We start from the raw sequence: 12,350 nt of genomic DNA, 5'->3' as shown, positions 1-12,350 counted from the left end.
TAGAACACTGATGTTCGATTAATATGAACTTAGCAAATACCATTCCATAACTAATTTACTTATTTATCAGAGGATTAATAAAAATAGAGCATTGTGATAGTAAACCCATACATAAAGTGCGACATTTTGTCTCGGTAATGACTCATGGTGAGTAAGTCAAAATGTACCGACAATTTATGTGGTATTTTTTGTCTCTGTCAGCTGTTGAGCGTTTTCTACTATAATTTCATCCCCTTCAACTGCATTTTCTGCATCAGCGATGTTCTCGTCGTTGGTTTCCTCGTTTTCTTCATTCATCCAGTCGCGAAGTTTTGCAACGACTTCTGTCGACAGGTTGCTGACTTGATTAAAGTCTTGGTTGTAATCATCCAACATATCGATTTCACTAAAATCGCCATTTAAAAACAATTGACGCAATGCCGCTTTCTTAACACTGGCCTCTGCTGTAGAGGTCAACAGTGTAGCGATGCTGTTTTCGTTGTCTGACGAAGTTGTTTCCTCTTCTTGAGTTATGCTGAGATCAATCGACTCTTCCCCACTGAGATCAATTTCAGATTCAGGTTCGGCCTCAGACAATTTTCGCTGTGACCATCTTGATAAAAATCCTTTAGTTTCCGCTGGCACGCCCTGCTCCTTTACGTTTTTTACGACGCTGTTCTAATAGCTCACCATGACGCCCAATAAAAGCTTCCATCCATGCTTGTACTGCAAGTGGCATGTCGTTGGATAGTACCAGGTAGTCGCCATCCATATAGCGTGAAGCGACGTTTTGTGAGGCGGTTAGTTTGACTATTTTCGGCTCTTGGTCGGTGTCAATATTTTCTAAAACGAGAAATAGCTTGGGTTGCTGAGAGCTTAAATTAAAACGGTAGTCACTCCTTTCATCTCGGTAGAGTTCCAAGAGTGAAATTGTAGAAGATACCGCGGTCGGTTGGAGATTGAACCCTACAAGCTGCCATTGTTTCGTCACCCACATACCAGCGGTAATGTCATGTGCAATGAGGTCGCATTCGATTGGCCATAAGAAATCACTCTTTCCTGCGCCTAGAAGTTCTGATGAAGATGTAGACATGTCTCACCTACTTAAGTTATTAATTAAACACGTAACAGCAAGAATTACGCCACCTATTCAGCATAGCGTACTTGTCTTCTTCACAACTGTATTAAAGATTAGACTTTATCCAATTTCTAGTGGCCTTATTTTCATTAAACAGTGGAATAATAATTGCTTGTCAAAACGCAGTCAGAGATTTGATCATTCACTCCAATAAATAGGATCACACAGTGGGTAAGCCAACCATAATTAAAACTAGCGAGAACCCTTTACAAACCATAGAAGTAGAAGTGTTTGATGAATACGGTGAAAAACTGACTCAGCAAATTGCCTGTGAACGGCCATTAACCGTAATGTTAAATTGGAAAGAAATTGTGACCTTGATGACGTTAGGATCTCGTCCTGAATCATTGGTGCTTGGTTACTTGAAAAACCAAAGCTTTATATCTGATCCTACCGCGCTTGAGTCGATTATTATTGATTGGCAAACTCATTCGGCCGCGGTGATTACTAAAGAAAATATTGATCATTTGGATAAAGCGTTAAAGAAAAAAACCGTCACCTCTGGCTGTGGACAAGGCACGATGTATGGCAACGTGATGAAACAACTTGAAAACTACCAAGTGCCACAAACCCCACTTAAACAGTCAGAGATTTACTCGGCCTTAGAGGCTCTTACCCACTATAACGACACTTATAAAAAAGCGGGAGCTGTTCATGGCTGTGCCATCTGTCAAAGTGACAAGGTGCTTTCTTTTGTTGAAGATGTTGGTCGTCATAACGCTGTTGATACGTTAGCTGGCGAAATGTGGCTGAATCAACAAAGTGGTGAGGATAAAATTTTCTACACCACGGGGCGGCTAACGTCTGAAATGGTGATTAAAGTCGCGCAAATGGGTATTCCTGTATTGCTGTCTCGTTCTGGTGTGACGCAAATGGGGCTAGATTTAGCCAAGCAATTTGGCATTACCACTATCGCTCGTGCTAAGGGGCTACGTTTTCAAGTCTTTACCGGTGCCGAAAAAATCAGCTTTGATGTAAAAGGCTAAGCTTATCAATTCAATCTAAAAAAAATAGCCCAGTATTCGACTGGGCTATTTCGTTTTCCTCGCTATACCCTTCCTACCTGCAACGCCAAGTAGTTTGGGGAAATTAACCTATTAGAAATAGAGGTTAAGCGTAAAACTGATTTATTAGCTATTGCTGCGAGAGTTTAAAAACTCAGCGTAAGTACCTTTGAAGTCAGTGATCTTATTGTCACGAATTTCAATGATACGGGTTGCTAATGAATCTACAAACACGCGGTCATGTGAAACGAAGAACAGTGTGCCTTTGTAAATTTCTAATGCATTGTTCAATGATTCAATTGACTCCATATCCATGTGGTTGGTTGGTTCATCCATCAACAACATGTTTGGTTTATGCATCATGATTTTACCAAGTAGCATACGCCCTTGCTCACCACCAGAAATCACTTTGACTGATTTCTTGATATCATCTTGACCGAAGAGCATACGGCCAAGGAAGCTGCGAATCACTTGTTCATCATCACCTTCTTGACGCCATTGACTCATCCAATCAAATAAGTTCATGTCTTCAGCGAAATCATGCGCATGATCTTGAGCATAATAACCAATGTTAGAGTTTTCTGACCATTTGTATGAACCAGAGCGTGGTTCAATGACACCTGCTAATGTGTTCAACAACGTTGTTTTACCCACGCCGTTTTCACCAATAATTGCAACACGCTCACCCACTTCAAAAATGGCGCTGTAGTTACTGAACAGGTCATCTTCAAAACCTTGAGTTAGGTTTTCAATTTCCAATGCGTTACGGAATAACTCTTTAGACTGCTCGAAACGAATGAATGGGTTTTGACGACTTGACGCTTTCACTTCATCTAATTGGATTTTATCGATCTGTTTAGCACGAGAAGTGGCTTGTTTTGCTTTTGATGCGTTTGCAGAGAAACGCGCGACGAACGTTTGAAGCTCAGCGATCTGTGCTTTCTTCTTCGCATTGTCTGACAACAGACGCTCACGCGCTTGCGATGCCGCTGTCATGTATTCGTCGTAGTTACCTGGATAAACACGTAGCTCGCCGTAATCTAAGTCAGCCATATGAGTACATACGCTGTTGAGGAAGTGACGGTCGTGCGAGATGATGATCATGGTACAGTTACGCTGGTTCAAGGTATCTTCTAGCCAGCGAATAGTATCCATATCCAAGTTGTTGGTTGGTTCGTCAAGTAGCATGATATGCGGGTCAGCAAACAGAACCTGTGCCAATAGCACACGCAGTTTCCAACCTGGAGCCACTTCGCTCATCAAACCAAAATGCTGTTCAACAGGAATACCTACAGCAAGCAACAATTCGCCCGCTTTAGACTCGGCCATGTAACCGTCCATTTCAGCGAATTCGGTCTCAAGGTCAGCAACCTTCATGCCGTCTTCTTCGCTCATTTCAGGAAGAGAATAGATACGGTCACGCTCTTGCTTTACTTTCCACAATTCTTTATGACCCATAATAACGGTGTCAATAACAGTGAATTCTTCGTAAGCAAACTGGTCCTGATTCAGTTTCGCTACGCGCTCATTCGGGTCGTAGCTAACATTACCACTCGAAGGCTCAAGCTCTCCGCTTAGAATCTTCATAAATGTTGACTTACCACAACCGTTAGCGCCAATCAGGCCATAGCGATTACCTTCGCCAAACTTAACGGAAATGTTTTCAAACAGTGGCTTAGCGCCAAATTGTTGAGTGATATTTGCGGTGGAGATCAAAACCAGTACCTTAATAAATGTGAATTGTGTAAAAAACTGCGCAACGTTACTTGTTCAAGCTCTGAACTGCAAGCGATGTTTTTGTTTGCAAAACAGCCTGCCAATGATATGGAGCCTGATCATTGTACGGCACTTCATAAGTGAGACAACGATAAACTTCTGGTTGTGTTATAAGGCTTAACACTGTTTTTATTACTAAGTTCCTATTTTTCTTCAATATATCGGCTAAACTTTTATTCGATATATTCATTACTGATAAGTGATTCTATGCGTTTTCTATTACGCTTTTTATTTTTAGCTGTGGTTGTTTTTGCTCAATCTGCACAGGCAGAATGGGAATATGATTTCCAAGCGACAACATCAAAGGCCAATTATACCGCTAATCAGCTTGCTAGCGAAGTTAGCCAACTTCCAGAACCACTCTTTATGTCGGGTGATGAGCGAGCGAGAGTGCAGCATTTGTTGTCGCAGGTACTTGCTGAGCAAGGCAAGCAAATTCAGATCTTTGAATCTCAGCTTCACCAGTATCGGCAAGGTAATCGTGAAGTCGTCTGGTCAGCAATTGAATCAAGCTATTTAACTTTGAATAGTCTCAGTTTAAGCAAGCAACGGTTGTTACAATTGACAAGTGATACGACACGCGAACAACTGACTGGTTTTGGGCCATATGGTGTTAAGCAGGTGAAGCAGGAATGGCAGCTAACGCAATTGAATGCCGAATACTTACTGTATTTTCAGTTGCGTAGTTTTAAATCATTGCTCAGTGATCTTCTTATCTCTCCTATCCCCGTCATTTGGGCAACACTTAAAGTGTTCTTCTTTTATTTGGTCTTGACTTGGTGGCTGACAAACAGTCGACGTCTTATCTCCACCTTTCACCAAACTCAGATCAAAAACCGTGATAATCCAGCACTGTGGATACGTATTATTTGGTATTTAAGCCGAGCAAATCAAGCGTTGGCCTGGTTGATTACAATTACGTTATCGCTACAGGTTTTATCACAGATACCAAGCTTACAGCATTTAATTGTCCTCGAAATTTTCACGTGGTGGATCTTGGGTGGTTCAATTGCAGTCAGTTTCATTTTGGAATTTGTGTCCCGTAGTTCACGCTCAGCGAACAAAGAAGTGACCGCGCTACGTTTATCCACCATTCGCCGTTATGTTTGGAGTACGATAATCGCGGGTGTTATTTTGCAGATCTCAATGCGAACCCTAGGCAAAGGTACTATTTATTACTGGATAAACAGCGCACTATTTTTCTGGTTTGTACTGGTGACCATTTCGGTATTACAACTGTGGCGAGAAAAAGTGTTTACTGAAGCGAGCAAGTTAAATGAACGCCCGCTTCTTGTGGCATGGGCTATCAGCAAAAAAGACAGTTATGTGTTACGAATCGTTGCTACAGCGATTACCGCTATTTGGCTCTTATTACATACCCTAAAGCACAAACTCATTTCCGCCCTATCCGAATATACTTTTTTTAGCCAAGCGCTCGCTTATTTGTTTCGCATCGAGGTTGCAAAACAAACCGGTAATGCCAATGGTAGTCAGAACTTGGTTCGAATTAAAGGTGAAGAAAATTTTAATTACGTTCTTCCTGGGTCTATCGACAGTGAGTTAATTGACTACGCGGGCGATGAAATCAAGCAGCTTTCTAAGTATCTAATGACCGATAGTCCTGCGGTTTGCGTTGTCTCCGGTGAACGTGGTGTGGGCACGACAACGTTGCTTTATACTCTTCTGCATCGAGTCAAAAATGCAGAGCCAATCTACCTAAGTTGCCCTTACTCAGGTTTTAGTGAATTGCTCTCATTACTGGCTCTCAACTTAGGGTTAGAAGAAGACGCAAGTGAAATTCAAGTCTTGGCATATCTACGAAAAAGTGAGGTTACTTATTTCATTGCTGTTGATAATGCACAACGTTTAGTGAAACCGATGGTCGGGGGGCTTTCTGGTTTAATCCGCCTAACAAACTTGCTTCGCCGCTCTAAAAAAAATCATCGAGTGGTGATGGCTATCGCCAAAGCGAGTTGGCGCTTTGTGGATAGAGCCAGAGGGGAGCGATTGTTATTTGATTGGGTTAGTTTCTTACCACGTTGGAACGAAAAGCAAATTCAGCAATTATTGGATAGCCGTATCAATCGAGATATAGAGACGCCAATCAGTTTTGAAGGATTGGTAGTTCCTAAGCAATGGGATCAAGAAGAAATAACCGAAGAAGAACGTGCAAAACAAGGATTCTATCGAATTTTGTGGCATTACTCCGATGGTAACCCTACTGTAGCGCTGCGTTTTTTCCGTCTATCATTGAATCGCAATAAAGAAACCGATCAAGTAGTGGTTCGTCTTTTTCACGCTCCAGAATCTCAAGAATTGGAGAAAATGCCCAAACCGATGTTGGCGGTACTCCGGTCTATCGTGCAGCTTGAAATTGCCTCACCAGAAGAACTATCTGAATGTACTCAGTTGAGTATTTCAGAAGTCATTGGGACTCTCCGTTACTTTCAAAGCCGTGGGTTTATCGAATGGAATGAGGACAAAGCAAGGATCTCAGACCACTGGTTCCGCCACATTACCAATGTGCTCGACCGTCAACATCTGCTGGTGAAATAAAATAATGGTTAATGTACTGATGAAAAAAGTAATAATTATTGGAGCTAGCCTGTTGTTTGCTGCTCCATGTTTTGCCACTGAAGAGATGGCAAATGCAGAACATATACAACAGTTCGCCAGTTTAATTCGTTGGAGTGGTGTCTTCTTCTCACTGCTGGTCATCGCATCGACTTGGTTACTGCTTAAGTTTATGAATTCGATGGTAGAAAGTATTGGTCGCCAATTTGTGCAATACCGAATGTTACTGCAAAAGCTTCAGTCATTTTTGCAGTTTTTTATCTACATGACGGCCGGTTTAGTTGTATTTATGATGAGTTTTCGTATTAATGATCAAATACTTGCATTAATAGGTGGTACGCTTGCAGTGTCTGTGGGCTTTGCGCTGAAAGACTTAGCCGCATCATTCATTGCCGGACTAACGGTTATGATCGACCGCCCATTTCAGGTGGGTGACCGTGTCACATTTGAAGGGAATTATGGTGATATCATCACCATCGGTTTACGTTCTGTTAGGATGCGAACTCTTTCTGACGACATCATCACGATTCCCAACAACAAATTCTTAAACGAAGTCACCGTCAGTGGTAACTATGGCGCTCTCGATATGCAGGTGGTGATCCCATTTTATGTTGGAATGGATGAAGACATTGTCATGGCGCGAGACTTAATCCAAGAAGCTGCATCATCGAGCCGTTATATCCACTTACCCAAGCCCGTAACCGTGTTAGTCAAACAGACAATCACTGATAACTACTTAGCCATACAATTAACTTGTAAGGCTTACGTGGTCGATACCGCTTATGAAAAGCTTTTCGAAACGGACATTACCCTGCGTGTGATGAAAGAGTTTAAAAAGCATGGCATTAAGCCGCCAAAAATTGCGGTGTACGCCAGTTAATTTAATTAAAGTCACTGGCTAACACATCAGTTTCGGGAGAGTAATCACATCCCATACGCTTGTTTTTGATACTTATTGATACATCTGCGACTATCGCGGCAAATGCATAGGATGCCCGTATGATTTCAGTTGCCTTAGTCGATGACCATATTATGGTTCGATCCGGTTTCGCACAGTTGTTATCTGTAGAACCAGACATCATAGTACATAGTGAATACAGTAATGCTCGAGATGCATACCGCGTTTTGTCGACTGCCTCTGTAGACCTCGCAGTTATTGATATTTCGATGCCTGATGAAAGTGGCTTAGTGTTACTAGAAAAATTGCGCCAATCTCAACCCCATTTCAAAGCAATCATTCTTTCTATTTATGATTCAGCTTCTTTTGTAAGCAAAGCATTAGAAGCTGGCGCTTGTGGTTATTTATCCAAAAGATGCGGCCCAGGCGAACTTGTCAGTGCAATCCGTACCGTTGCAAACGGTGACCGTTATCTTTGCGCGGATGCATTAATCAACCTTAGTAACATTTCAGGGGTTCCTTTGGTACTCGAAGGGTTAACAAAGCGTGAGCGAGAGGTGTTTGAACATCTAATACTGGGAAAAGATGTGAAAGAAATTGGCCATGACTTATCCATAAGCCACAAAACCATTCATGTACATCGTGCCAATATTCTTAGCAAACTTGGGCTTTCCAATAATGTTGACTTGATTCGGTTTGCTATCACTCATCAGTTATTGGCTAATGAGTCGGTGTAACCGCTATCATGCGTTCTCTTTCACCCTCTTCTGCAAGCTTATCTTGGTTATCGCTTTCCTCTAGTTTTAGCTACGTTTTTGCCTGTGTATTGTATTCGATCAGTTGGTTTTGTTTATGGAATATCAGCCATTACCTAGCCCCCGATCTACTACTCGCAGGTCTACTTCTACCAACCGGACTAAAGTTAGCCACTTTAACCTTGTCACCGAGGCGCTTGTGGTTAGGCATTACACTATGCGAAATGTTCATTGCGTGGTCATTAGGCCAGATTTTAGAGAGCCCTGGCCATGAATATCTGCTTTTGTTATTTGCCTTAATCGCCTATTGGCTCGCTATTGCATTTCAGTCTCTTTGGGCTTCATTGCAAGACTATTGGCAAAAAATCTTGGCACTTACTGGTTTGACTTTAATTTACGGGCTAATTTGCGGTACAGGTGTTCTGTTGTTGATAAAACCGCTTGAGCTTGAATTTCATTATGTTGTTCAAGTTACCGTTGCAACCATTACTGGCGGAGTATTGCTAACCCCGTTTCTCTTTTTGCTATACGACTATTTGCATCAGCAGATTTGGAACCCACTTTCCCCGACACTCATTCACCATGAAGTGACGTTACGACCCTCCGCGTTACTGTGGTGCTTACTGTTTTTTAGTGGTGGTTTGATTGCAGAGCTTGTGTTACTTGAGCAATTAAAGCCGTTAGCTTTACTGCTTTTTTTGCTGCCTAATATTTTTATGGCATATCAATATGGCTGGCAAGGTGGTGTTTTAGCTAGCATGATGAACAGTATTTTGCTTGCCACAGCAAGACAAGTCACAGGTTCGTTCGAATCGGATATGGAATTGCAAAGCTTCATTGCAACCCAAGCGCTTGTTGGCTTGGGATTGGGTATCGCAATCAGTCGTCAGTATTTGTTGGCTCATCGTCTAACACAAATAAATAGAAAACTTGAGCAAGAATTAAGAAATAAACAACAGCTGACAAGGCAATTAGTACATGTCGAAGAGCAAATACGTAAATCTGTAGCTCGTGAGTTGCATGATGAAATCGGACAAAATATTACTGCTATTCAAATTCAGTCGATGCTGGCAGATCGACTCTCAACCAATGAAAAACAGACTCATATAGCACAGACTATCAATTCGCTAGCCATGCGTATTCACTCCTCTACCCGCCAATTATTAACCCAATTGCGTCCTCACGCATTAGATGAGCTTGGTTTGGAAAATGCTATTCGGCAATTAGCAAGTGAAATGAGATTTACTGAGCGAAACGTTGATTTTAGCCTGAATTTTGGCATTTTTGCTGAACGTTTAGATGATATAACCGCAGTCACTCTGTACCGGATCATTCAAGAATTATTGAATAACGTTTGCAAACATGCTCAGGCTTCATCGGTACAATTAAGTATTGTTCCTGGAGAAATGTTCAGTGTTGAACTACGAGATAATGGCATTGGCTTGCCAAGCGACTGGCGAACAAAAGGGCAAGGATTGTTAGGGATAGAAGAACGAGTGAGCGCCCTCGGTGGGCATTTTGTTATTGATTCTAAGTCTATTCTCGCTCCACCTGGTACGCGTATAACTGTTAACTTGCCCACAAAACCATCCACAACACCATCAAACTAGGAAAATTTCCTAGTCATTTATAACTTTGTCTCATTCATTTCATGAATCAGTCCGATACCATTATTTTGCACTAGGGAGAAACAAAGCATGATGGGTTTTATGATATCAAAACCAACATCAGCCCCCATAGAGTCATCTCAGATAGATGCAACCTACCGGTATTGGCGCTTGCATTTAATGCTTTCGATGTACGTTGGCTATGGGGTGTTTTATTTTACGCGGAAAAGTCTCAATTTTGCTATGCCTGCGATGCTAAGTGACCTAGGGCTAGAACATTCAGATTTTGGCATTCTCGGCACATTATTTTACGTGACATATGGTCTCTCTAAGTTTGTATCAGGCATGGTGAGTGACCAATCAAAACCAAGTTATTTCATGGGGTTGGGCTTGATAGCGACTGGCGTTATTAATGTGCTGTTTGGTTTTAGTTCATCACTTGCTGTATTTGCAGTGCTTTGGACACTCAACGCTTTTTTCCAGGGTTGGGGTTGGCCTCCATGCGCAAAACTATTAACCACATGGTATTCAAGAACTGAACGGGGATTCTGGTGGTCAATTTGGAATACTTGTCACAACTTAAGTGGTGCATTGATCCCCCTCAGTATTGGCTTTATAGCTGTCACTTTTGGATGGCGATACGGTTTTATTGCTCCTGGTTGTTTGGCCATTGTGGTCGGTCTGGTGTTGTGTTTTCGCATGCAAGACAAACCAATCACCCTTGGGTTACCGTCTGTCGGTGAATGGCGAAACGACGCTCTTGAAAAGCGCCACGAGGCAGAAGGAAAAGGACTTAACTTTTCTCAAATTTTACGTATTTACGTTTTAGGCAATAAGTACATTTGGCTGTTATGTAGCTCTTACTTTCTGGTTTATGTAGTACGCATAGCTATTAACGACTGGGGAAATTTATACCTTACTGAACGACACGGCTATGACCTTTTTTCAGCCAATACCGCCGTTTCTATGTTCGAAATTGGTGGGTTTCTTGGATCACTATTTGGTGGTTGGGGATCAGATAAATTTTTCCGTGGCAATCGAGCACCAATGAATTTGATTTTTGCGTTGGGGATTTTTATTTCTGTTGCTGCGCTATGGCTCACACCGATTAATAATTTTGTGGTGCTTTCAGGGTGCTTTTTCTCGATTGGGTTCTTTATTTTTGGCCCGCAAATGATGATTGGGATGGCTGCTGCTGAATGTTCACACAAAGATGCGGCAGGTACCGCTACGGGTTTTGTGGGGTTATTTGGGTATCTTGGCGCGGCATTAGCCAGTTACCCGCTCGCTCTGATTATTGAACAATTTAGTTGGGAAGGGTTTTTCAGCGTTATCACCTTATCTGCTGCATTAATAGGACTGTTGATCCTACCTTTTCTAAAAGCACAACAACGTGCAGGGAATGCTGTCACTATGCCTTAATTCTTCCTCACGTTGTTTTCAAAATTTCACTGCTAATGCGCAGTAAAAAAGATATCACAGGAATGTGATGAGAACTTAACGCCTCCCTACACCTGCGTTAAGTGATGAAAATAACAAGAGGAAACAAACATGAAAGATAAATTATATCGCACCTTACTCGCGACTTGTATTTTAGGTTCGGCATTGGCTGCACCTCAAGTGCTTGCTGAAGGTCGATTAGTCGTATATTGCAGTGCAACTAACGCCATGTGTGAAGCAGAAACTAAGGCATTTTCAGAAAAATACGATGTAAAAACTTCCTTTGTTCGTAATGGCTCAGGCAGTACATTAGCGAAAATCGAAGCAGAGAAAAATAACCCTCGAGCAGACGTTTGGTATGGAGGCACATTAGATCCGCAATCTCAAGCCGGCGAGATGGATCTATTACAACCTTACCCATCACCTCAACTTGAGTTCATCATGGATGGATTTAAAGACCCAGCCAAACGCAAAGGCAATTACTCTTCTGCCGTTTACATGGGAATTTTAGGTTTTGGCGTTAATACGCAAAGACTGGCAGAAAAAGGGATTGAAATCCCACGTTGCTGGAGTGATTTGACCAAGCCAGAATACCAAGGTGAAATTCAAATTGCCGATCCACAAAGTTCCGGTACAGCGTATACCGCTTTGGCGACTTTCATTCAACTTTGGGATGAAGATAAAGCCTTTAATTACTTTAAAGCGCTCGACAAAAACATATCTCAATACACCAAATCAGGTGTTACCCCTTCTCGCAACGCTGCGCGTGGTGAAATTGCTATCGGTATTGGATTCTTACATGATTATTCCCTTGAGCAATCAAAAGGCGCACCACTGGAATTGATTTCACCGTGTGAAGGAACAGGTTATGAAATTGGTGGTGTAAGCATTATTAAAGGTGCTCGCAATATTGATAACGCTAAATTGTTTGTTGACTGGGTCATGTCCAAAGAAGGCCAAGAGTTAGCATGGAAAAAAGGCCAATCATTCCAAATTTTGACTAATACTCAGGCAGAGCAATCTCCAAATGCATTAGATCCTCAAAAACTGACATTGATTGATTATGATATGGATACTTATGGTTCGTCAGATGAACGTAAACGATTGATTAACAAGTGGGTTAATGTCGTTAAAATGGGTGAATAATTTCTTCACTCATTAACGTGAATGTATGGGCAG

General features: G+C 41.9%; 10 protein-coding genes. 7 read left to right on the top strand and 3 right to left on the bottom strand.

Annotated features, from left to right (window positions below; translation table 11 throughout):
- Positions 1-174: 174 nt before the first annotated feature.
- Together HGG78_RS11700 and HGG78_RS11695 are read right to left on the bottom strand one after the other, a co-directional pair.
- Entirely contained in the window at positions 175-624 is a 450-nt protein-coding gene (locus tag HGG78_RS11700) for a DUF3306 domain-containing protein (protein ID WP_338326136.1), read from the bottom strand.
- Positions 608-1,072, bottom strand: coding sequence for a DUF3305 domain-containing protein (locus HGG78_RS11695; RefSeq protein ID WP_053311522.1), 465 nt, complete (start codon positions 1,070-1,072; stop codon positions 608-610). The genes HGG78_RS11700 and HGG78_RS11695 overlap by 17 nt, the downstream gene beginning before the upstream one ends.
- A 212-nt stretch (positions 1,073-1,284) precedes the next feature.
- On the opposite strand from HGG78_RS11695, the gene HGG78_RS11690 reads away from it, so the two are divergent.
- Positions 1,285-2,103, top strand: coding sequence for a formate dehydrogenase accessory sulfurtransferase FdhD (locus HGG78_RS11690; protein ID WP_172532977.1), 819 nt, complete (start codon positions 1,285-1,287; stop codon positions 2,101-2,103).
- A 144-nt stretch (positions 2,104-2,247) separates the two neighbouring features.
- Here HGG78_RS11690 and HGG78_RS11685 read toward each other — a convergent pair whose 3' ends face one another.
- Entirely contained in the window at positions 2,248-3,837 is a 1,590-nt protein-coding gene (locus HGG78_RS11685; RefSeq protein WP_053311520.1) for an ABC-F family ATPase, read from the bottom strand.
- Positions 3,838-4,104: 267 nt separating this feature from the next.
- Here HGG78_RS11685 and HGG78_RS11680 point away from each other — a divergent pair, with 267 nt between their 5' ends.
- From HGG78_RS11680 to HGG78_RS11655, 6 genes are all read left to right on the top strand, one after another.
- Positions 4,105-6,453, top strand: a complete 2,349-nt coding sequence (locus HGG78_RS11680; protein WP_172532976.1) for an AAA family ATPase — start codon at positions 4,105-4,107, stop codon at positions 6,451-6,453.
- 19 nt (positions 6,454-6,472) lie between these two features.
- A complete protein-coding gene (locus HGG78_RS11675; RefSeq protein ID WP_171980528.1) occupies positions 6,473-7,351 on the top strand; it encodes a mechanosensitive ion channel family protein in 879 nt (292 codons plus the stop codon).
- A 119-nt stretch (positions 7,352-7,470) separates the two neighbouring features.
- Complete coding sequence (locus HGG78_RS11670) at positions 7,471-8,106, top strand: response regulator (RefSeq protein WP_171980527.1); 636 nt, start codon at positions 7,471-7,473, stop codon at positions 8,104-8,106.
- An 8-nt stretch (positions 8,107-8,114) separates the two neighbouring features.
- Positions 8,115-9,734, top strand: coding sequence for an MASE1 domain-containing sensor histidine kinase (locus HGG78_RS11665; protein ID WP_172532975.1), 1,620 nt, complete (start codon positions 8,115-8,117; stop codon positions 9,732-9,734).
- An 87-nt stretch (positions 9,735-9,821) separates the two neighbouring features.
- Positions 9,822-11,153, top strand: a complete 1,332-nt coding sequence (uhpC, locus tag HGG78_RS11660; protein WP_171980525.1) for an MFS transporter family glucose-6-phosphate receptor UhpC — start codon at positions 9,822-9,824, stop codon at positions 11,151-11,153.
- A 129-nt stretch (positions 11,154-11,282) separates the two neighbouring features.
- Positions 11,283-12,317: an ABC transporter substrate-binding protein gene (locus tag HGG78_RS11655; RefSeq protein ID WP_172532974.1), complete on the top strand. Its 1,035-nt coding sequence runs from the start codon at positions 11,283-11,285 to the stop codon at positions 12,315-12,317.
- Positions 12,318-12,350 lie beyond the last annotated feature (33 nt).

The organism is Vibrio aestuarianus, from assembly GCF_012395185.1.
Lineage (GTDB): Bacteria > Pseudomonadota > Gammaproteobacteria > Enterobacterales > Vibrionaceae > Vibrio > Vibrio aestuarianus.
The sequence above is the reverse complement of the archived record's forward strand: the minus strand, read 5'-3'. Positions and strand labels throughout refer to the sequence as shown.

Coding starts and splice junctions, on each gene's coding strand:
- HGG78_RS11695 (WP_053311522.1), bottom strand. CDS start 1,072: ATGTCTACATCTTCATCAGAACTTCTAGGCGCAGGAAAGAGTGATTTC.
- HGG78_RS11680 (WP_172532976.1), top strand. CDS start 4,105: ATGCGTTTTCTATTACGCTTTTTATTTTTAGCTGTGGTTGTTTTTGCT.
- HGG78_RS11675 (WP_171980528.1), top strand. CDS start 6,473: ATGAAAAAAGTAATAATTATTGGAGCTAGCCTGTTGTTTGCTGCTCCA.
- HGG78_RS11670 (WP_171980527.1), top strand. CDS start 7,471: ATGATTTCAGTTGCCTTAGTCGATGACCATATTATGGTTCGATCCGGT.
- HGG78_RS11665 (WP_172532975.1), top strand. CDS start 8,115: ATGCGTTCTCTTTCACCCTCTTCTGCAAGCTTATCTTGGTTATCGCTT.
- uhpC (WP_171980525.1), top strand. CDS start 9,822: ATGATGGGTTTTATGATATCAAAACCAACATCAGCCCCCATAGAGTCA.
- HGG78_RS11655 (WP_172532974.1), top strand. CDS start 11,283: ATGAAAGATAAATTATATCGCACCTTACTCGCGACTTGTATTTTAGGT.